The 21,516-nt window shown below is 44.4% G+C and carries 21 protein-coding genes; 3 read left to right on the top strand and 18 right to left on the bottom strand.

Annotated elements, in window-relative coordinates; translation table 11 throughout:
• Nucleotides 1-135 precede the first annotated feature (135 nt).
• The 9 genes from ACFQ0C_RS23885 to ACFQ0C_RS23845 all read right to left on the bottom strand — a co-directional run bounded on the left by ACFQ0C_RS23885 (nt 136) and on the right by ACFQ0C_RS23845 (nt 11,227).
• Nucleotides 136-888: a 3'-5' exonuclease gene (locus tag ACFQ0C_RS23885; RefSeq protein WP_379370273.1), complete on the bottom strand. Its 753-nt coding sequence runs from the start codon at nt 886-888 to the stop codon at nt 136-138.
• A 166-nt stretch (nt 889-1,054) separates the two neighbouring features.
• A complete protein-coding gene (locus tag ACFQ0C_RS23880) occupies nt 1,055-3,763 on the bottom strand; it encodes a DUF5054 domain-containing protein (RefSeq protein ID WP_379370271.1) in 2,709 nt (902 codons plus the stop codon).
• A 67-nt stretch (nt 3,764-3,830) separates the two neighbouring features.
• Nucleotides 3,831-4,643, bottom strand: a complete 813-nt coding sequence (locus ACFQ0C_RS23875; protein ID WP_379370269.1) for an endonuclease/exonuclease/phosphatase family protein — start codon at nt 4,641-4,643, stop codon at nt 3,831-3,833.
• A gap of 32 nt (nt 4,644-4,675) precedes the next feature.
• A complete protein-coding gene (locus ACFQ0C_RS23870) occupies nt 4,676-5,962 on the bottom strand; it encodes a CehA/McbA family metallohydrolase (RefSeq protein WP_379370267.1) in 1,287 nt (428 codons plus the stop codon).
• Between the two features lie 33 nt (nt 5,963-5,995).
• The gene (locus tag ACFQ0C_RS23865; protein ID WP_379370265.1) at nt 5,996-6,859 is read right to left on the bottom strand and encodes a carbohydrate ABC transporter permease; all 864 of its coding nucleotides are present in this window, start codon (nt 6,857-6,859) and stop codon (nt 5,996-5,998) included.
• Nucleotide 6,860: 1 nt separating this feature from the next.
• Entirely contained in the window at nt 6,861-7,745 is an 885-nt protein-coding gene (locus ACFQ0C_RS23860) for an ABC transporter permease subunit (RefSeq protein WP_379370263.1), read from the bottom strand.
• A 115-nt stretch (nt 7,746-7,860) separates the two neighbouring features.
• Entirely contained in the window at nt 7,861-9,309 is a 1,449-nt protein-coding gene (locus ACFQ0C_RS23855) for an extracellular solute-binding protein (RefSeq protein ID WP_379370261.1), read from the bottom strand.
• A 145-nt stretch (nt 9,310-9,454) separates the two neighbouring features.
• A complete protein-coding gene (locus ACFQ0C_RS23850) occupies nt 9,455-10,468 on the bottom strand; it encodes a LacI family DNA-binding transcriptional regulator (RefSeq protein WP_379370259.1) in 1,014 nt (337 codons plus the stop codon).
• Nucleotides 10,469-10,843: 375 nt separating this feature from the next.
• Nucleotides 10,844-11,227, bottom strand: coding sequence for a ribosomal maturation YjgA family protein (locus tag ACFQ0C_RS23845; protein ID WP_379370257.1), 384 nt, complete (start codon nt 11,225-11,227; stop codon nt 10,844-10,846).
• A gap of 198 nt (nt 11,228-11,425) precedes the next feature.
• Here ACFQ0C_RS23845 and ACFQ0C_RS23840 point away from each other — a divergent pair, with 198 nt between their 5' ends.
• Entirely contained in the window at nt 11,426-11,716 is a 291-nt protein-coding gene (locus ACFQ0C_RS23840) for a DUF3817 domain-containing protein (protein WP_379370255.1), read from the top strand.
• Nucleotides 11,717-11,837: 121 nt separating this feature from the next.
• Here ACFQ0C_RS23840 and ACFQ0C_RS23835 read toward each other — a convergent pair whose 3' ends face one another.
• From ACFQ0C_RS23835 to ACFQ0C_RS23825, 3 genes are all read right to left on the bottom strand, one after another.
• Nucleotides 11,838-12,776, bottom strand: a complete 939-nt coding sequence (locus ACFQ0C_RS23835; RefSeq protein WP_258213310.1) for an aldo/keto reductase — start codon at nt 12,774-12,776, stop codon at nt 11,838-11,840.
• Nucleotides 12,777-12,939: 163 nt separating this feature from the next.
• Nucleotides 12,940-13,182: a hypothetical protein gene (locus tag ACFQ0C_RS23830; RefSeq protein WP_379370252.1), complete on the bottom strand. Its 243-nt coding sequence runs from the start codon at nt 13,180-13,182 to the stop codon at nt 12,940-12,942.
• Nucleotides 13,183-13,302: 120 nt separating this feature from the next.
• Entirely contained in the window at nt 13,303-13,560 is a 258-nt protein-coding gene (locus ACFQ0C_RS23825; RefSeq protein WP_258213312.1) for an HPr family phosphocarrier protein, read from the bottom strand.
• A gap of 84 nt (nt 13,561-13,644) precedes the next feature.
• On the opposite strand from ACFQ0C_RS23825, the gene ACFQ0C_RS23820 reads away from it, so the two are divergent.
• Nucleotides 13,645-13,908: a hypothetical protein gene (locus ACFQ0C_RS23820; protein WP_379370250.1), complete on the top strand. Its 264-nt coding sequence runs from the start codon at nt 13,645-13,647 to the stop codon at nt 13,906-13,908.
• Nucleotides 13,909-14,335: 427 nt separating this feature from the next.
• Here ACFQ0C_RS23820 and ACFQ0C_RS23815 read toward each other — a convergent pair whose 3' ends face one another.
• The 5 genes from ACFQ0C_RS23815 to ACFQ0C_RS23795 all read right to left on the bottom strand — a co-directional run bounded on the left by ACFQ0C_RS23815 (nt 14,336) and on the right by ACFQ0C_RS23795 (nt 19,157).
• On the bottom strand, nt 14,336-14,599 hold the full coding sequence (locus ACFQ0C_RS23815) for a hypothetical protein (protein ID WP_379370248.1): 264 nt from the start codon (nt 14,597-14,599) through the stop codon (nt 14,336-14,338).
• Between the two features lie 66 nt (nt 14,600-14,665).
• Nucleotides 14,666-15,547 carry a methyl-accepting chemotaxis protein gene (locus tag ACFQ0C_RS23810; RefSeq protein WP_379370246.1) on the bottom strand — a complete coding sequence of 294 codons (882 nt, stop codon included), beginning with the start codon at nt 15,545-15,547 and terminating at the stop codon, nt 14,666-14,668.
• 190 nt (nt 15,548-15,737) lie between these two features.
• Nucleotides 15,738-17,057: a hypothetical protein gene (locus ACFQ0C_RS23805; protein WP_379370244.1), complete on the bottom strand. Its 1,320-nt coding sequence runs from the start codon at nt 17,055-17,057 to the stop codon at nt 15,738-15,740.
• Nucleotides 17,054-18,181, bottom strand: a complete 1,128-nt coding sequence (locus ACFQ0C_RS23800; protein WP_379370242.1) for a DUF58 domain-containing protein — start codon at nt 18,179-18,181, stop codon at nt 17,054-17,056. The genes ACFQ0C_RS23805 and ACFQ0C_RS23800 overlap by 4 nt, the downstream gene beginning before the upstream one ends.
• A 10-nt stretch (nt 18,182-18,191) precedes the next feature.
• A complete protein-coding gene (locus ACFQ0C_RS23795; protein ID WP_379370240.1) occupies nt 18,192-19,157 on the bottom strand; it encodes an AAA family ATPase in 966 nt (321 codons plus the stop codon).
• A gap of 245 nt (nt 19,158-19,402) precedes the next feature.
• Here ACFQ0C_RS23795 and xerS point away from each other — a divergent pair, with 245 nt between their 5' ends.
• The gene (gene xerS / locus ACFQ0C_RS23790) at nt 19,403-20,482 is read left to right on the top strand and encodes a tyrosine recombinase XerS (RefSeq protein ID WP_379370238.1); all 1,080 of its coding nucleotides are present in this window, start codon (nt 19,403-19,405) and stop codon (nt 20,480-20,482) included.
• 18 nt (nt 20,483-20,500) lie between these two features.
• Here xerS and ACFQ0C_RS23785 read toward each other — a convergent pair whose 3' ends face one another.
• Nucleotides 20,501-21,448, bottom strand: a complete 948-nt coding sequence (locus tag ACFQ0C_RS23785; protein ID WP_379370236.1) for a DMT family transporter — start codon at nt 21,446-21,448, stop codon at nt 20,501-20,503.
• Nucleotides 21,449-21,516: the final 68 nt, after the last annotated feature.

Genomic DNA, 21,516 nt, shown 5'->3' with positions numbered 1-21,516 from the left:
TCCTACGTATTGATTAACGGATTTACGAAATGTGTGCTGTCGATTGAAGTTAATTATTATTATAACCTATACAGAGTGGAATATTAAGACAATCGTCTCCAATCACATCAAAAAAAAAGCCGCAGCTCCTAATCGTTAGGCAAGCTGCAGCTTATTGTATTTACGTCCAAACTTCTGAGAGCCATATTTGTGAAATAAGGTTTCAACCATGGCAATCTCTGAGACAGTCAAATTCATCACTCTAAAATAGGCCTTAGTTTTTTCATTATTCGTAAATTGCTCCCAAGTTAGCTTATTACCAATTTTAACAGCATGATCATGCGATAACGCAATCCACTTCTTGATACCGCCTGTACATATTTTAAACTCATTTGGTGCAAAATATTGTTCCGATGCTACTACTTCCGGCTTCAATTTTACAAGCTGTGCAGCATTTAAGGCATCGTCAAGAGCAGAATGATGTTGTCCGATTGGTGTCAGTTCGTGGGCTTCCAAAGCCTGCTGTAAACCCCCGTCAAAAAATTGTGTCAAATCGATCAGCTGGCCAAGCCATTCGTTATTAATTTTATTTACCTTGCAATCTACGAATAGATTAAAGAAATCGCTGCCGCCCCATGCAAACATCTTATAATCTTCACCACAAAACGTTATAAAACGGCTAATCACTTCCTGATACGATGGACTCGCATGCAAAGTCTCTTTCTCAATACCGCAAAATTTCAAAGCAAACCGGTTCAACTCAAAATTTGGATTCACATAGCTTTGGAATGTGTCTACAATATTTAAATGACGGTCCAGCTTTACTGCACCTATTTCAATAATTTCCATTGGATAAATATCATAATGCTTTCTTCCATTAAACTCTAGATCTATTACTATATAGCTCATAACTATCAACCTCCACTACTACAACAATACCATGTACAGCAGGAATTTCAATAGAGCTTTTCGTTACCAGTCCAATCAGAACCAAATATTTACTATAAAAAACCCTTGTCCCGCCTGCTTAGCAAGCCTCGACAAGGGTTCTAATAGATTTAGGAAAATTACGAAATTAACGAATTCGGAAAGTATGGATTTCAAACGGCTCTGTTTGAAAGCAAATTTGATTCATGCTTGCATCTTCACTTTCGATTAATACACATGTGTTTACCTTGGCCTCATATTCTAGTAAATCTGTTTTAAGAACCTCATTGGCTTGTACTGCAATACCAACTGTAACCTCGCGGCTCTGCCCTAACCAATCACGAAGGCGTAGAATATATCCGTCTCCATCCTCAGCAGGCTTTAAGCATGTTACTGCCATACCTTCCAATCCATTAGGCAAAAAATCGGTAAATGCGGTTTGCGAATGTTCCTCGCTAACAGGTACGCCAGAAACAGGCGTCATTGCTTCTTGGGCTTGCTTCCATACGGAGCCCTCAACCCAGTCCCCTTTATGCGGGATAAGCCTGTATCGATAGCTTAAGCTGCCGCCAACCCATTGTGGGAAATTGGTTCCCCACCAATTATTGAATAGATTGAAGTTGATCTCGGGCTTCTCGGGCTTGTAATCATGCTCATAATCCCACATCCCGTTCCGTCCAATAAAAAATAAAGGTGAATCGAGCGGTACGATTGCCATTCCCACGGTTCCGTCCGATACATCTACGAAGTTTTCACAGCATTGCAGCAATGTGCTGGACGAACGTACAATATCCGTGCAGGGATCTATAACACTGCCCATTTTGTTAATTCGGTAGCTTGGATTATCCAGCTTCAACGGAAACAGGATGTGACCGGATTCAGCCATAGGCGTTTCCTCTTTGCCGGTCAGCTTCCACTCCATATCAACATTAGGTGAGTCCTCTGTTAGGGTGATGCTCCATACCGTCTCGTTGGCATTGCCATACTCATTAACGGATGATGGAATGCTCGAAGCTTTACATACCAATCGTACGTAATCCGATTCTTCAATAAGACGTATCTCACTAAGCTCAGTTGTAAACGATAACCGCTTTTGCTGCTCAGGATAATCCGTTTTACCAAAGTCATGGACCCCCCAATCATGAAACCGATATGCATATTTCTTAATATACCGGGTAATTTCTTCACTGGAATAAATATTGTATTCATACTGCCCGAAGCCAAAGGAGGACGTTTCTTCTACCCATTCCTTCTGCTGCTTCTTGTCATATAAGCTGGTGATCCATCCGGTCTGACAGTCTACCTGCACCCTGACAAATGCATTTTCTATTACAGCTTCTTGGTGGTTAATGAACCCCTTTAGCAGGTTTGATCGCGTATCAACGGCTGCAGCAACCTCAACCGCCGAACCTTTGAACGCTGCTTGAAGCTCTGCTTGCCTGATACAAGCAATCGTTTTATATCCCAGAGCTGGCAGCTGCTTCACTTCTAAGATAATACCGTTGCTGGCATGGCTCCAAACAAGCTTCTCGCCGCTGATGCAATCGATAAAGATTTCATCTTCTTCGGGGCTTTCCAGGTTCTCCAGTAGAACTAGCGCATCGCGTGACCAGCCCAAATAATTGTATACCCGATACGTTTTTTTATCGCTGGCTTCTCTCACAATGTTACTGCCGCTACCGCTAAGCATTTCGACCGCAGCATCAAGCGCAGCTTCCGCTTTATTCAAATAATCGATCTGCTCCTGCCAGGAGTGCTCCATCTTGAGGTACCGTTCACTGCTCTTATCCTTGAGGAACGACTTCTTATCATAAGTTCTGGGGAATAAGAAGCTCTTGCAATCCATCCCCCACGTATGCTCACCGAACAAGAGAGAATGCTCGTAGCTCTCGTCTATTTTGCCCTTGATCTGCTGCGAATGGCCTGCAGCCCCGCCAACATCGCTTGTCTCGCCGCTAAGCATGCTGAGCACCAGCGCGCTTTCAGCAGCCGCGATGCGGCTTCTCAGCTCCCGCACGCGGGAAACCTCACGCGGTGCCGAGCCAACGCCGTGAATCCATGCATCCGCCAAATCCCCGCGGATTACAGGCAGGTTCGGATTTCTTGACAAGAAATCCGCGGCGAAATCGTTCAAGCTGCCGATATGCAGCTCAGCTTGCAGCCCGCTTTCGGCAATCGAAGCTTTCATATCTTCGATTACCGATGCTTCATGCGGCCCATGGTTGTCGCTTGTAAGAATCAAAGCGAGCCATACCGGATGCGTCCACTCCTCGGGAGGCAATATGCCGGTACCATAACCGCCTTTGGAATAAAAGGTGAGCAGCCTCTCCCCATCCGGGCCTTCCCAGAAAAATACCGGCGGTACATCGGGAGGCGTTGAGAACCCGTTGCAGCCCAGATGCAAGATGTTTACGCCCGCTTTTTTCAGTAAGGAAGGAACAATCCAGGTATGTCCTGGAACATCGGTCATTTTTGCATCCATGGGTCGGTATCCAAACTTCTCGCTTAAGCCGCGAGAAACATACATTCCCCGAATCCACTCCTCAAGGCCGCAAAATTCGGTATGGGTCGTATAAGGAAGCAGATGCCATATTAATTGACCACTTTCCATAAACTTCAAAGCGCTGGCTTTATCCTGCTCATCGCTTCCCTGCAAGGATTGCAGCAAAGGCCACGCCGACATTGTCCACACATACATTTCATTCGGTTCGTTATCTTTGGTTTTATCGCAAATTGCAATAACGTCTTTCAACATCTCGGTTTTGTATTTGTGAACTACATCCGATACCAAACCCGTGAAACCGATATCAAAATGTGTTTTAAAAACCACATATATTTTTTCCAAACGATCGTTCATGGGCTCTGTCTCCTTTTCTCTGCTTAACACCGAACCAGTCTGTCTTCTTGTCGGTCTAATTGTCGGCTTATGCCTGCTGCTTGAAGACATCATCATTAATCTGAATGAATGTCACAATCGGGTAATGATCAGAAGGGTATCCTCCATTGATCTCTCTGCGGTCAACCTTAGTTTCCATAACTTCCATTTCGGGAGATACAAAAATATAGTCAATCGGCTCTCCCTCATCTCCGCCCTTAAATTCGTGAGCGGTTAGTCCAATAGTACCCGGTAACGCTGCATAAGCATCCTTTAGCCAAGTCTGGCGGCCTTGATAGTCCGTTTCCCCCCGCAAAAAGCGGATTGGAAAATGATCGGGATGACTGTTCATGTCTCCCGTCAGAATAAGCGGTAAACCAAACTCAGTTCTATGTGAGCTGATAGTATCCCAGATGAGTACGGAACCCCGATCTCTGGCTGTCTGGCCAAAGTGGTCCAAGTGCGTATTATAAACAAGAAACTCTCTGCCGCTCTCATGATGCTTAAAGTGTACCCAGGTGCATATTCTCGGCAGCATACTGTCCCAGCTCTTGGAGCCTACTTCATAGGGCGTTTCCGACAGCCAAAACTGCCCGTGATGCCGTACGGTAAGCTCTGTTTTTTTATAAAAAACAGCACAATGTTCATTCTCATGCTCACCCAGCCGCCCATTGCCTACCCATGCGTAATCCTCTAACCGCTCGTTTAGTCCGGTCAGCATGACATGGTAGCCTTCTTGAGTACCGATGATAAGCGGATTATGATCCTTAATAATGCTTGCGACACGATCGACTCGGTTCGGCCAAATATTTTCTCCGTCATTCGGCGTATTGTATCGTAAATTAAAAGACATGACCGTCATATTCAACTAAATCACCTCAAGAAGTTAGTCTATTAATCAAAATAAATGGGATTCGTTAAAGCAGCCATCAATAAAGAGTCGGTCTCTTTAAAATGCCTCCATACCTCTGCCCGAACAAATGTCACATGATCCGCTTCAAACCTAAGTTCAACCATTCCATTTTCACCATCGGGGGCTATTACTTCCTGCTCAACCCCGCTGCTGCTGATCAGCTTTACTCTGTCCCCTGCCTTCAGATTCTCTGCCTGCAACCGGATCGTTCTATTACTCTCAGACTCCGGTACAACCTCACCAATCTTATAGGTCCCGCATTCCAGCTCTACAAACGGACCCTCAGGGGAATAGCTTATCAACACATGTCCCTTATCAATACCATTCAGAATCCCTTCTACGGTTTTGGATGACGCAAATACCCATGTGCAAGGCATCGCATGTTTCACAAATGGATCAGGCCTATGCACATCGCTGCCTCCTATCGCGGTCAATCGCCTTCCGGATACGAGCTGCTGCTGCCACCAGTTTAAGGTATGCTCATTACGCATAGTCCAAGGGCCGTTCCAAACCTCAACCCAATCATGATCCACCTGAAAATCCCATTCCCATGGACAATAATCGCAATGCGGATGATTCAACACAATCTTGGCTCCACGTTCTCTGGCTACGCTTAATCTGTCATTAACATCAGCTTGATTGGAAACGCGAAAATCATCAAGAGGATCTGTAACCCCAAGAAAGTTGCTGTGGCCAAAGTTGGTCGTAAACTCATAGCCTGGAATCATAACCACACTTGTGCCACGTGGGTAAGATAGATTTTGGCTGGATGTATTATGATCGGTCATTGCAATGAAATCGCAGCCAAGCTGCTCCATGATTGCCGCATTTTCCTCCAATGTATATGACCCGTCGCTATTAATGCTATGTGTGTGTAAATCGCCTTTAAGCCAACGCTGCGTTGCGTAGGTGAATTCAATCGTTACTTTAACTGTGCAGCCATCCTGAGGTATTTTATAAGCATTATGCAGTACAGCCCAGCTGCCGGCACTTAATGGACCGGGTAAGTATCCTGGCGTTGCCTTTTCCAGTCCCAAGTTAAAATAAGTGCGTGCGCCACCGCTCCAGCCCCTAACTTTATGAGAATCGCGAATTCCCAGATCGATAACGGCGCCCGAGCCCTCCTTGGCTTCCACTATGTAGCCAACCCGAATTTCTTCTACATCGCTCGGCATGTCAAAAGGAAGCTCTACATAAGTGCCCTGCTGAGCATGTTCTATAAAAAGCGAGAAAATAGATATAGTACGTTTCGGCTCAACCTTTTTCATATAAAGTTCTCTCCTTATAAGCAATAATGACCCTTACTCCTTATTTGCTCCTATCATAATGCCTTTAACGAAATACTTCTGAACGTAAGGATAAATAATAATAAGCGGAACTAGAGCAATAACAATGCCTGCCATACGTACATTTGTGGTGATGATAAAGTTACTGGAGGTAGCATCCGTATCGATAATAAGCGATTTCAAAGCAATTTGTAACGTATATTTGGCATGGTCACTAATGTACAGCAGCGCCGGGGTAAATTGATTCCAACGGCTTACAAATTCAAATAAGGTGACTGTCGCCAGACCTGCCTTTGCTAGCGGCAAATACATGGTAGCGAATATCCGCATATCTCCAGCCCCGTCCATTCGCGCCGATTCCGACATTTCAATAGGAACCGTAGCAAAAAAGTTGCGCATTAATAACACACTGAAGCCAGAGACGAGACCTGAAATAATAAGCGCTGACAATGTATTTAATAAGCCAAGCTCTTTGTTCACCACATAGAGCGGGATCATTATCGCTTCTCCCGGAACCATCATTGTAATCAAAATAAGCGATACCATCAGCTTTTTACCTGGAAGCAGCGGTTGAACCAGCACATATCCCGCCATCGCACACAGCAGCACATGACCAAATGTACCAACTGCGGTAACAATGACATTATTGGTAAAAGGTAAATACAGCTGCATCCGGTTCCATACGGTACTAAAGCCCTCTATGCTCAATTCCTTCGGCCATAAAACAATGCCTGGCTGCATGGAAGCAAAATTCGTGGAAAACGCTAACGCAAATGTATTCATAAAGGGAATAATCATCGTTGAAACCAGCAGGAACAGGAATAATATATTGAAAACGTCGAATACGCGGCTCGACAAACTTGTATACTGATTATTCATCTTATTTGTCTCCCCCATCGTCATAACGAATAAGCGCCCTGGTTATAAAAGTCAGGATTAACGTTGCAAAAATAACCAAAAATCCGGAGGCTGTCGCAAGACCAACTTTGAATTCAAGAATCCCCTTCTGATACGTATACATCATGATTACATCCACTTTCTTGGCAATAGCCCCGTTTCTCATGACGAAAATCTGATCGAACATACGAAGGATGCTTAACACATTTAACATAATGACAACTTTCATGGTCGATACCAGAGAAGGAAGAGTCACAAAGCGCACCAGTTGCCAACGATTGGCGCCATCAATTCTTGCTGCTTCATAAAGCGAAGGATTGACCGAAACGATTGCAGCCAAGTACAAAATACATGTAAAACCCATCTCTTTCCATACCGAGGTGAATACCATAATCCCTCGCGCATAGATGGTGCTGGACATAAAGCTGATCGGTTTGCCTGCCCCTAACGCCATTAACAGCTGGTTCACAATCCCCGTATCAGGTGAGAGCATCATAATCCACATACCGCCCACGACGACCCATGAGAACAAATGAGGAAGGTATACGACCATTTGCGTTACTTTTTTAAACCAGGTAGAGAAAATTTCACTTAATGATAGCGCCAATACGATTGGCATAATAAATCCAACAACTAGCGAGCTGCAGCCGATAATGAGCGTATTCTGAAGAGCATCCCAAAAAGAGCTGTCTTTAAGCACTTCCATGTAATTGTCGAAGCCAACGAATGGCCGATTTCCAATTAATCGAAAGTTTTGAAAGCTGATGATAAACCCTCTAACAAGCGGATAATAGGAAAAAAGCATGAAATAACCGAGAATAGGAACCATCATTAAATACAAAGTTTTATATTTCCAGACGGCTTTCAAACGATAGCCACCACCTTATCCGATTCGAAGTTGATTGATGAGGGAGTATGCTAACCATACTCCCCCTCTTATGCTGATATAACAGCTTATCCGTTCGTCCATGCATTTAATGCTATTAATCGATCAGTTGCTTCGCTTTTAATTGCTCGCGCATTTTCTTAACTGCTTCAGCAGCAGGCATTTCTCCGAGAATTGCTTTAAAGGAAAATTCATTAATAATTTTTTCTGCATCAGCCCATTTTGGCGGCGTCAATTCTAAAGTAGCATATTTGATAACGAGCTCCTGAGCTTCTTTAACTCCTGGCAGTAAGCCGAATGGCGGTTGAACCTTTTTGTTGTACCAGAACGGTACGCCATGATCCATTGCATGTTCCTTACCTGCTTTGGTCAGCTCATATTTGCCCCCAGCTTCTGTGTAGTCATTGTCTTTAATACCAAGGCTGCCCAGAATGATTCCATCTTTGGAATGCCACCATTCGATAAATTCAAACGCTGTTTTGGGATGCTCTGCATTGACAGGAATTACCCATACATCCGGATCTCCGCGACGCAGCATATATTTACCGTCGGGGCCCGCAGCACCCGGTAGACCTTTTGCTTCAAATGTTGTTTTCGGGTCCTGCTCCAATCTCGTATTGTTCAGCATACCAACCCATGCATCCCAATAAGTAATCATGCCAACACGGTCCGTCAGGAACAGGTTGCGCATTTTGCCGGTATCATTCGTTGCAAAGTTAGGATCAAGGATACCTTCCTTATACAGCTTGTTTAACCACTCATATACTGGAATAGCAGCATCTGTGGAATAAGGAACGTCTTTCTTGCCATCCTTCTCCACATATCGCTGTTTCAAGCCTGCTGCACTGAAAAATCCTTGCAGTTCATACATGCCGGCAGTTGATAAGCCATACGTGTCTTTCTTTCCATTACCGTCAGGATCCTGCTCCGTGAAAGCCTTGAGTACTTTATAGTAATCATCCAATGTTTTCGGTTCCGGCAAATTCAGCTTCTTCAACCAGTCATTCCGTACTGTGGGCATGGTGCCGCCTTGGAATTTAGTAAATACGCCGAATATTTTACCATCCTTCGTCTTTACCTGATCCCATTCCTGTGTCGGCAGAACATCCGGATCCTGCAATACTTTGGAAGCCTTAACTTGATCCGTCAGCGGAGTTAATACACCCTGATCGACCAGAAGGTTCATTCTTTCTTTACTTACTTGCAGCAGATCGAACTTTTCACCGGATGAAATTGCGGCCATCAGCTTTTGATCATAATCGGACGCAGGCTTATCCAGCTTGGCTTTAATGCCGGTTAACCGTTCGATTTCTTTCTCGAAAAGCGTATTCTCATCCGGATTTTTACCGCCGATTACGGATGACATCATACGCAGTGCTCTATCTTCTTTCTTGGCATCCGCCTTAGGCTGAGGGGTCGTGGTGTTGTTATTGCTGGTGCCTGTATTATTGGCCGCGGGTGAATCTCCACCGGAACAGCCTGCAAGTGCTCCACCAAGAAGCATGAATGCTACCATCGAACTAACCGCTTTAGTTTTCTTAATCATATTAACCTCCCAATGTTAATTACTCTTGGACAGTTCTGTTTTATGGCTAATGATAAACTGATAACCCAATTCAACCTGAGGCATCACCGCCTTTACAATTCGTTAATAAAGCGCTTTCAAAAAGTGCCCGCCTCAATATGAGGCTTTAGATCAGCTTACGGCATGATTCACGGATCACCAGTCTGGCTTCAATGATCCTTTGCTCTACGACGCTGAGGTCATTCATTTTTTTTATAAGAATTTGCGCTGCTTCTGCACCAAGCCGTTCTGCCGATAGCTCGACAGAAGTCAATTTAGGCGTAATCTCCTGAGCCAACGTCGCATCATTGCTTAATGCAATCACCGAGAGGTCTTCCGGAATATCGATACCCAGCTCCCTCGCGGCTCTCAGTACCCCAAGTGCAACACGGTCCGTGTCAGTGATTACGGCGGTAAACTCCTGTTTGCCGTATAGTGCTTTAAGAGCGCTGTACCCGTAATCTGTTGCGTGGCTATGATGCTTTCTCGAATAATTCACCACATGTACGCTGCTAAGAGGCTTCCCATGCTGGGTAAAGGCCTGATACAATCCGTTCTGCCTGTCAGTTGACACCGTCATATCTGCTGCAGCATTGAGGAACAAAATCGAAGTATGGCCGTTCTGCAATAAATAGTTTCCAACCTGCAGGCTCACGTTGGTGTTGTCATTATCCACATAGCAGATGGATGCATCCTCAGGATCGGGTCTGCCGATCAGCACCAATGGAATGTTCATTTGATTGTATCTAGAAATTCGGGGATCATGCTTCCTCGGATTCAGCATAATAACGCCATCAATGGGATCAATTGAGAATTGGGTCGGATCATCGTGCTCAGGCAACGAATCAAGCAATACTCGGTATCCCTGCTTCGAGCATTCTCTAATCACACCATTTATCATTTGAATTTCGAAACCCGACATTGTGCTGTCTTTGGAAATAGGCATTTTCAATCCAACAATCATCGTTTTCTTGATGGCTAAGCTTCGTGCTACATGATTTGGAAAATACCCCATGTCTTTAGCTACCTCAAGCACTCTTTCTGTTACTTGCTTGCTGATTGGACGTTTCTTGCTGAATACACTGGAGACCGTTCCTTTAGAAACACCAGCTACTTTAGCTACATCATCAATTGTTGCCACACGATCCCCCACTTCAGTTATTGTAAGAAAAGCTTTAATTCACCTGCTGAAACTTAGACTACCTGATATTATTAAGAAATCATTAAACCGGTTTAATGATTTTCCCAATAAAAACCAGTTCCTACAACTGGTTTAATCCACCGATTCATCAAATCGTTAAACCGGTTTAACTGGTTCACATTTCCTATTATACATACGTATTATTATTCTTACAACCCATTTTTGTAAACTCTGCGTAAATTTTAGGTAAAGCGCTTAATCGGCTGTTATAGGAGCACTTACAGCATCTTGTAAGCGCTGCATAAATTGTACTTTCCCTTTGATGTTAAACCTTTTATGCACACTCCATCTTTGACGGAATAACCTCTATATAATTTATTTAACACGCTTAAATCCATACCTATCTATCAAAAATGAAATTGAAATGCCAATGCTGTACCTTATTAAATCTTCTATCAAAAACCCTCTTCCCAAAATTAAAGAACCTATTAAACTGCTTCTAATCCCATTTATCCACTCGGCTTGATATAGCTGGCTAAATTCAATGGCGAAACAAAATAGGAAGCTGAGTATAAAAGCCAACGATAATTTCTTATTGACCATCCATACACGAATGCCAAAATAGATCATACTTGCCCATAATCCGTCACCAAAATTTCTTGAAACAAAACCAGGCAATAGATCCGAGTAAGCTCTTGAGCCAAGGCCTAAAACTATCGTAGCGCAAACTGCAATTAGATATACAATCCTGTCTCTCAACAATATCATTCCTAACTTTTCTTAATTTAGCTCTACTATCACCTTAACACTGCAGGCAAATGGAGTAAAATCACAAGTTGTGAACATTAGAATCGTGAACCTTTTTCGAACAAACTCTTCTACCTGTATAGTAAATTGATTATTTCATATATACTGTATACGGATAGAGTCGATAATTTTAGAAGAGGTGTGAATGCTATGTTAAAAACTGCGCTAGGGCGCTTTCGTCTTATCGGTCTGTACGAAGGAATTTCGTTTATTCTTCTCCTTGGAATTGCCATGCCGCTAAAATATTACGCAGGTTTTCCGCAGCCGGTTAAAATTATCGGAATGCTCCATGGCTTGCTATTTGTTCTTTACATTCTCACCCTCGCTCATGTGACACTTACGAACCGCTGGTCCTTTCTTCGTGTGATTGGTGCACTTATTGCTTCTCTTTTACCGTTCGGTACCTTTGTGCTCGACGCAAGATTGCGCCGTCAGCCTTAAAAGAAGGCCAGTCATTGAGAACCGCTCCAACGTGACAGTCCTAATATCTTAATCAAACAAGCCTCTATATCCACTGTGACCGTGGGAATAGAGGCTTGTTTGTTTGTTGATTCAAGGGGCGTTACTTCGTATCCTTCCAAGCAGAAGGATGCTCTTCGCTCACCAGCTCCAGGTTGGCCGCGCTTGCATTCGCTTCTACCTGCTCAGGGCTTTTGCAGCCCGGTATGACCGTGGCAACTGCAGAATGCTGCAAGCACCAGGCCAGAGCCCATTCAGCCATATTAACGCCTTGCGGCAGCTCGTTCTGCTGGATCTCCTGTACTTTTTGCAGCTTCAAAGCCGTGACTTCCTTATCATGCCTGGAACGGACGTCATTATCGGCAAATTGAGCTCCCGGCTTATATTTGCCGCTTAAATAACCGCTAGCAAGTGGAACTCTAGCCAGCACGCCCAAGTCCTGACGTTCGCAGGAAGGAAACACGCGATTTTCAGGTGTTTGATCAAGCCGGTTATAAACCACTTGAATCGCTTTTGCGTCTACACTTGATGCTGCATCTGTTTGATGCAGATTATCGTTGCTGCCGATGGAAATGCCCAGATGCCTTATTTTGCCTGCCTGCACCTGCTTGTCCAGCATGGTCCACAGCTCATCATTGTCAAACTCTTCATTTGAACCGGAATGAAATTGATATAAGTCTACATAGTCCGTTTGCAATGCCGATAAAGAGGCTTCAAGCTGCTTAAGCACTTCTTGTGCCGACCAATCATTTCTTGTTGGATTATTCCGATCCGAGTGGTTATGTCCAAACTTCGTTGCTATAATCCACTCCGCCCTGCTTTTGCGACGAGCCACATATTCCCCAATAAAGCTTTCTGACAGATGATGACCATAGCATTCCGCTGTGTCAATCAGATTGATACCGACATCCGAAGCTTTATCAAGAATCGCATCCACTTCGTCCTGAGTGAAATCCTTCCCCCAAGCTCCCCCGAACTGCCATGTTCCTACACCAACTACCGAAACCTTTAGCTCCGTTTTCCCTAGTCTGCGGTATTTCATGAATCGTCAGCTCCTTAGCCCAGCATTTGGATTTTCCTCTTTCCTGATTCATTATAGAAGAGTTTCCAAAAGTCAACAAGAAATGAAAAAAAAGTACGCTAGTTAAGTAAGAGTAACTAACATAAGGCCAGGTAAGAGGTGAAGGCTGTTATTGGTCGACTATTTATAGACTGATCGTGACGTCGAGCGGCACTATATTTTGATTAAGTTTTTCTTTGCACCATTTCAATTGAACCTGCATTTTGGTTTCCGCTTCATCCCCTTTGGGAGTTTCAAAGTCTTCCTTATTGTAAAGATAGGCCTCTTGTAAATCGTCAGTGTAAACGACCTTATATACATGCTTTACAACAAACTTGAAATCTTTTACATACTTGCCCGTATCAGCGTTCTTAAATGAAATTTTCATCCACCTCTCACCTTCCTGATAAGTTTATGGTGCAAAAAAAGCCTGAATGCTCAGGCTTCCGCATGTTTCTTCTAATCGACCCCGATTGAAGTTTATTGTCGTTGATTGATGAACCTTTTTCTAAGATTTGTTTTCGAGCAGGTCGGACATGATGTCAATTGCTTCTTTCTCATCTCTGCCCTTCGTTTGAATAGTGATTTTGGTACCAGAACGCAGTGGAATCATCATCATGCCCAGTATGCTTTTCACATCCAGTTGCAAGTTGTCATGATCAAACTTAATTTTGATATCCGAGCTGAATCTCGCTGCTTGATGAGCGACCTCCTGCAAGTATTGGGGCTGCAAGTCATTGCAAATTTGAATCTCATGTACTCTCATCTGTATGCCTCCGTTCGTAACTTCCTGTTGAATAACTAATCTATTCGCTAGCGCTTATCCACATGTTACAACAGATTTCGTCAGATGAGAAGTAGAAGAAACCGCTACCATTTATTATTATTTTCTTTAAATGAAATTATCCGCTCCACCCCATTCCTCTGCTCATCGCTGTCTCTTCAGTTCAAGTCAGCTCGATATTCCGATAAGCTGCGTCATACGGCGCCAGTACTGCTCCCAACGGAAGTGAAGGGCAATGCGGAAGTAATTGTTCCTTTATCACTTGAAGAGTCCAAAAATCAGAGCAATAAGGGAACAGCCAGTTCCGTTATTGCTCTGTTTTGTGCATAAATGCTCCAATTCGGCTAACATAACGGAATTCCCACTTCCGCTATCGCCCCAGATTGGCGGCGGCAGATGGAATAACGGAACTCTCCGTTCCGCACAAAATCCTTCAGGGCTCATCGACGCAATCCCATAAAAATCCCCCCTTGATCGTGGGGTGCATTAAAGATTTTAAGCTCTAATACAGCTCTAATCTAAGTAAAGTAGGCAGGTTACTCGCTCATTCTTCATTCCTTCGAAAAGCTTTCTGAACGAAATTCTTTCATTGAGGATACATTTCAACCTTATAGGCAGCTTGTCTAACGAGATAAATAGGGTACTCTCGGCAAACTTATATTAGAAAGGGTACCTTACTTTAGTGCTGTAACTTTCTTGTATGTTATAAAAAAGATTCCCTGAGCCAACCGGCATCAGAGAATCTTCGGGGTTTATGCTATTCCTGCAGCTTGCTTTTTGCAGCCTCAACCAACAGCTCGTAAATTTCATCATTCTCTTCAAGAAGCTCTTCTACTGCTTCAATCTCTTCTTCCCCACCGGAATCTTTCAGGAAGTTCAAGCTGTAGCTCCACTCTTTACCTTTCTTTCTGTACAGGGTAATCTCATAAGGCTGTTTATGGTTTTCTACGCGGAATTCTACTTTACCTACGTAGCCATCTTCCTTGCTGTGCGTCATGCTGGATTCCAAAATGGTAATCAACAAAATCATCCTTCTTTCATTTACTAATCATACAAATCATGCAACTTTTACAAATCATTCTACCTATTATGCCAAAGAGTTCGCAATGCCTGTTAACCGTTCGGCTAATCCTGTAACTTTACCTACTGAGGCTACCATTTGCTGTGTGGCGTCAGCCTGCTCGTTGCTTTTGCTCGCGCTATCCTGTGAAGCCGCTGTAACCGCGTCCATCTTAATGCTAATCAGCTCGGTTAACTCGGAAATCTTCTCAGCATTTTGTTTAGACACCGCAGACAGCTTACGGATTTCTTCTGCGATGATCCCAAAGCCCCTGCCGTGTTCGCCGCTTCGTGCTGCTTCTATCGCTGCATTCAGGCCTAGAATATGGGTCTGACTCGCTACGTTGCGAATAAATTGTAACATTTCGCTGATGTTTTTGGAAATAGTCTGTACCTCTTGAATTTGTCCTGCCAAATGCTTCTCATTGGTATCAATTTCTTGAGCTGAAGCCGCAATATGGGTAATGCTTGCTGACAAGCCTTGCGCATTCTCATGCAGCAGCTTCGAGACCTCCTGCAAATCATGTCCAATCCTTTGCGCCAGTTCTCTGTTTAGCCCGCGGATTCGCGTCGAGAGCCCCTTCATCACCCGCCAGGCCAGCATGCTGTCCTCCTGCATCAGCTTGCGAAAAGAATTCTGTTGGAGCAACACAAGTGTACATGCACGGGAAGCTACAATCGTCCCGCTCCGGGGCATCTCTTCGAGCAGCGACATCTCGCCAAAGAAATCACCTTTACCCAGCTTTGCAACAGGAATCGTCCTGCCGTCCTGTTCCAAAAAAACATCGACTTCCCCGTTAAGTACAACATACATGTCCACACCTGGCTCACCCGAACGAAAAATAACTTCTCCAGGCTGCTTTGTTACTATTTGACCGGCCTCGCTCAGCAACTGCTCATTGATATCCATGTTTTATCCCTCTACGGTTTCATTAGTGTATTCTCTATCACCACTCTACTATAGAAAATTCTATTTATCCGCTCAAAATCCTTTAGTTAAAATATTAAACTATCAATAAGAAATTAATAAACGGTATGCCTATGAATGATCAAAGGATACCGTCATCGTTTTTAAGCATCACTTCCGTGCTTCTTCTGTTTTATTGCTTCTTCTCAACTGATTTCTTCAAATCGCTAACTTCCCTATCTTCGGCAGCTTTCCCGCCATAGCGAACTTGTTCATACAATGCAATCAATGATTCGGGTGATTGCCCTTTTATAGGATCCCATTTCTGAATGTCCTTCGTATTCTCCAAAGGTGTTTGGTGACGCTTGAGCTGATAGCCTTCACCGACTGCTTTTAGTATCCAGGCCCGATATAAATACCGAACTCTCTCCTTGTTATCGTTTAAATTCTCCCATTTCTCAAGCGGCTCTGACTTATGCGGCAGCCAGCCCTTCAAGCGAGCAGCCAATTGATCACGAAGCGACTGCCAATCCATTAAGCTTTCGACATCGTCCTCATAACCACCAGCGCCTTTGCGAGTTTCCTTTCGCGCCAGTATGCCCATCAGCTTTAAGTACAAGGTTTTAAATAGCCTTGGAAGCTTTCTGACAATCAAATAAAGGATATAGAGCAGCAGCAGAACTAATGCCGTTTCAATCAAAATCATGAATGCCTTCTCCAGCCATAATAGCCAAGGTGCAGCTTGACCACCTTCCCCTAGCCCGCTGAGATTCATAGGAGGTTGCTCGGCCTTATCGGCAGGTGGCGGCTCCGGATTTCGGGCAAGCAGCTCCCGCAGCCATGCTAGCAATAGCTCCTTTAGCCATATAACCGCCTGCTGCAGCTTACGGAACATTACAACAATAAGAATCAAAGCCAATACGATAAAAATCAGGATGCGGTTCTGCCAAACAACGGCTGTCGCAAGCACCGGCTCTTTATCTCCGGGTAAAGTTTCCTGTTTCATATTCGACTGATTCGTCATAAGTAATGTAATCGCAAGCGATGCGAGCCCTCCCCATAACAGCAAGGACGAGTAGGGTTGAAGAACCGGGACATACGACCAAATCAAAGAACATAAAAAGTACACCACCAGAGCAATCCCATAAAAGGTTACTGGAAAAAGCACATACCAGGGTACTGTAACGAGCTTTACTCCACGTGCTGCGAGCCATGCAGCAATCGGCAGTCCCAAGTAAAATCCATAAGATGTATCAAAAACCACAAACGACGCCAAGGCGCCAATAATGCCAATGAATAATAAGAGCTGGTATCTTTTCCGCAATGACAGCAAGCTTCCACCTGTGTAACCGGCCGCATAGCATAGCGGCAATAAAAGGAACCATAACCACATACTGATACCAGCTGGCACAAAATAGACCGCCATCATAGTGAGGAGTGGAAGCCCCATCAGCAGCTCCACGCCTCCCTTTATGACACACGAGCCCATACCCTTCCAAAAGGATTGCTTCATGCTCCAGCACCTGCCTGTTCCACTGAGGCCGAATGATTCTCTTCCTTTTGAAGAAGCAGCACTTGAATACCATTCCCATTGTACTCAAGCTGTTCAATTGCCGATTGCATCTTCGTACTCACATAAGCGGAAATAATGACCAGATCCATTCGCGCGGCTCCACGATTATGTGCAGCAAATTGTTCCAGCAAATCATCGAAAGGAATGCTGCGGGCTACAACCAGCCTGGCCATCGTTTCCAGAATGAAGGTCATCTGCTCAGGGCCGCTTCTCGGTTCAATATGAACCGTCTGCTTAGGCATATCAACCAAATAGGCATTCGAACCAAACCCTGCTTCCATTCCTTGCCCGATGGCATATTGGGCGAATGCAGCAGCATAGGAAACACCTTGCTCGAATAATGCCTCATCGTTCACCTGATTCCACATCTTCTCATGATCTTCCACATTAAGAAGAATCATAAGGCGATGATCCGCCGTGTAATCATGCTGGTGAACCTGCAGCCTGCCGCTTCGTGCTGTCGCCTTCCAGTTGATCCCGTTCAATGGATCGCCATAACGGTACTCCCGGACTCCTGAAATCATGAAAGGATCCTCAACAATCCAACGGCGCACGGTCATATCCCCCTGCCAGCTGTGAGACGGAATCGAGATCTGATTAAGCTCCGCTATTTTCGGATATACCAACAGCTCGACATCCAGCGTTAGCCGCAGCGTATTTCGATACAGCCCCAGCAAATCACCAAATGTTAAAGCTGCTGTATTTAGTCTGTAACAGCCTCTTCTTGTACATGCAATCCGGTGCTTTCTAGTAATTTGGGTAAATGGCATCAAGCTGAACAGGCTTTTATGGTTTTGAAACATCGCTCCATCATTGATATCGAGGCCTGTTTGGCTTTGAAACTTAAGGCTTGCATGTATCAAAGATTCAAGTCTAAGCCACGGCACCGGAATGAAGTTGCGATTCGCAATCCGTTCCACCAGCTCCACTTCCTCGCCTTGATAACATGCCGTTTTGCTGAAATAACGTTTATAGTTGAGTCCACGCTGGCCAAAATAACGAAACAGCGCTGCTTGTATGACAATAATGATGAATGCAACAATAAGAAACCAATGGATCGCCATACGTCACATCCTATCTGGAAAGCAGGTTTTCTTCAGCGGGTACGGCAACCTCCCGCAGTACCGCGGCAACTACAGCTTCCGCCGCCTCATTGCGGGAACGGTAGGAGCCCTTAACGATAATTCGATGGGCCAACACGGAAGGAGCCATTGCTTTTACATCATCAGGCGTTACAAAGTCTCTTCCACGCAGTACAGCGTGCACTTGAGCCGCCTTCAGCAAGGCTTGGCTGCCACGGGGACTGACCCCTGTCGCTACATCCGCGTGTGTTCGTGTCTTCTCAACTATGGCGAGCAAATAAGAAAGCAAATCGTCGCTGACAGCGACCTTAGCATAATGCTGTTGAGCCGCAGCAACCTCTTCTGCTTCAGCTACACTGGTAATCACATCCAGAGGGTTGTGTTCCTTAAACCTTTTCAAGATATGGATACCTTCTTCGGTGCTGGGATACCCCATATTCACTTTAAATAAAAACCGATCCAGCTGGGCTTCAGGTAATGGAAATGTGCCTTGATTCTCCACCGGATTCTGCGTTGCAATCACTATGAACGGACGATTCAACAGCCGCGTTTCTCCATCAATGCTGACCTGCCTCTCTTCCATACATTCCAGCAGGCTGGACTGCGTCCGCGGAGTTGCCCTGTTGATTTCATCGGCAAGCAGAAAATTCGTGAACAGCGGCCCCGGCCGGAATTCAAATTCGGATAGCTTCTGATTATAAAAATTAATTCCGCTTAAATCGGATGGGAGTAAATCCGGTGTAAACTGTATCCGCTTGAAGCTCCCATTGATTGACTTCGCCATAGCCTTGGCCAGCAAAGTCTTCCCAGTACCTGGTACATCCTCCAGTAATACGTGTCCGGAAGCAATAATTGCAATTAGCAGCTTATCGATCACATCATCTTTTCCTACTACTACCTGATTGACATTGCTTTTGATCTTCATTGCCAGTTCTTTAATTTGCAAGAGCTCCATCATGGTCCCTCTTTCTACCCGATTTACGTGAATGATTGATTATTTAATAAGAACTCATTACCATTTTCATACAGTTTTGAAATTTGATCAAATCATTTTTATTGCAATCGTTTTCATTTCACTTTACCACAGCACAAGGTCAAAAAGCTACGCGAACCGCCAACGATCTCTTTCCATAAGCGAACATCTGTACTATACTTGAATTTACAATGCTTGCGTCAACCAAATTTATCTTGAGGTGCATACCCATGAATATAATAAAAGTGAAAGACCGGCAGGAGCTTGATAAGAAAGTCCCGTCTATGCCCTGGTATGTGGAAAAATTTATTAATTTCAAGCTGCCGGATCTCTCTCCTTCTTCGTTATTGGAATATGTGCGCGATTACGAAATCTTTTTTTCCTGGATGCTTGCCGAAGGCTTGGCAGAAGCGGATTCGATAAGACAAATCCCGATAGAAGCATTAGAGAAGCTGCACATGGAAAGCGTGGATAATTTCCGGATGTTTCTGATGACGCGGACCGAGAATACAAACAGCCGAACGACGATTTCCCGCAAGCTGTCCTCTCTCCGTTCCTTGTTTCATTACTTGAGTCAAATAGCGGAGGATGAGCAATTCTACCCCTTATTGAAGAGAAACGTAATGGCTAAGGTACAGATTAAGCGCATGCACAAACCAAAGGATACGGCCGCCAAGCTGGAGGGAAAACTGCTGCAGGAGGAAGAAATTCTCGAATTTCTCGAATATATTCAAACCGGTTACGGACAAGAGGTTGTCAACAACAAGCAGGCTTTATTTTCCTTTGAAAGAAATAAGGTCAGAGACTGCTGTATCGTAAGCCTTATTCTCAACTCCGGGTTACGCGTGTCGGAGGTTTTCAATCTGAATGTCGATGACATCGATATGAAAAAGCGGCTGACGCATGTTTATCGAAAAGGTAAAAATGACGATTCTTTCAAAACGCCGGTTTATTTCCGCCAGGAAGCCATTGAAGCTTTGAAAAAATATATGGAGCTGCGGCAATCCCAGTATAAAGCTCCTCGTAAGGAAAAAGCCCTCTTCCTCGCCATTGCAAACGGCAAAAAAGAGGGAGAACGTATGACCAAGCGAGCTATTCAGGAAATGGTCATCAAGTATGCCAAACGGTTCGGCAAGCCTTACCTTTCCGTTCACAAGCTGCGCCATTCGTTCGCCACTGATTATTATATGCGTAATGATCTGTACAAAACCCAAGAGCAGCTGGGCCATGCTTCACCGGAAACTACACAAATCTATGCTCATTTGACAGACAAGACGATGGCAGAAGCTATCGACAACCCTAAGGAATAAGTTAACCAACATTTCGGCTTATGCGGCTGGAATGTTTTTTGGCGTGGGCTTGGCTCTTGAGAATCGGCTGTTCGTGCCGGCCACCCCAGCAATGATCATTATGGCTCCAATTAGATGATAATATTCCAGACTCTCTTGCAAAAACAAATACCCGCCTGCAATCGTGATTAATGTCGCGATATGGTTGAACACACTTATTTTGGTAGCTTCAATCTGCGATAAAGCATAATTCGACAGCAAGGATGAAGCGAGTGATGAGCAAATGCCCAAGTACAGGATGGAAACAACAAATGAAGGGCTTGTAAAAGGCTCAAAGTACAGGTTCAAGGTTCCTGCCGATAGATGTCGGATAACTGATAAGCTATTAAAGATTACGAAGCCGAAGGCTGTCATCAGATAAGTGATTTCCAGTACATTTCCGAGCTTTGCTTTTTTTCTGGTCAGTACTGTATATCCAGCTAACGATAGTGATGTTAAAAGCATAAGTATCGTTCCCGGCATATTAGCCGATTCAAACCGGACTCCTTTCATAAGCACCATATAAATAACTCCTGCAACGGCGAGCAGAACAAACAGCTTTTGACTGCGGCTCGAGTGCTCCTTAAGAAAGTAAGCGGCTGCTATCATCGTAAAGATGGGTACAGTAGCTTGTATGATCCCTGCTTCTGAAGATGAAATATAGAATAAGCCGAACGTTTGAAATGTGAAAAACAACACCGGATATAATAAAGCCAACGGAAGAATAGGCAATATGGCCTTAGGCTTTATATTTATCCGTACCCACCCCATTAATACTGGAATCGAAGCAGCCGCGAAAGAAACCGTAAAACGATGCGCCAGAATGTCGATTGGATGAGCAGCAAGCAGCGCCAATTTAACAAAAATAAATGAAAAACCAATGCACAGAGAATATAAACCAGCAGCAAGATACGCGTACTGAGTTTGCTTATTGTTTTTGAGCTCCATCTGTATTCCCCCCAAACTTTATGCATGCATGCAAGTTAATAACTAACCGGAAGTTGTATCCCCATAGT

Source organism: Paenibacillus sp. GCM10027630 (genome assembly GCF_042676305.1).
Taxonomy (GTDB): domain Bacteria; phylum Bacillota; class Bacilli; order Paenibacillales; family NBRC-103111; genus Paenibacillus_S.
Note: the sequence above shows the minus strand (reverse complement) of the source record. Positions and strands in the feature narration are given on the sequence as shown.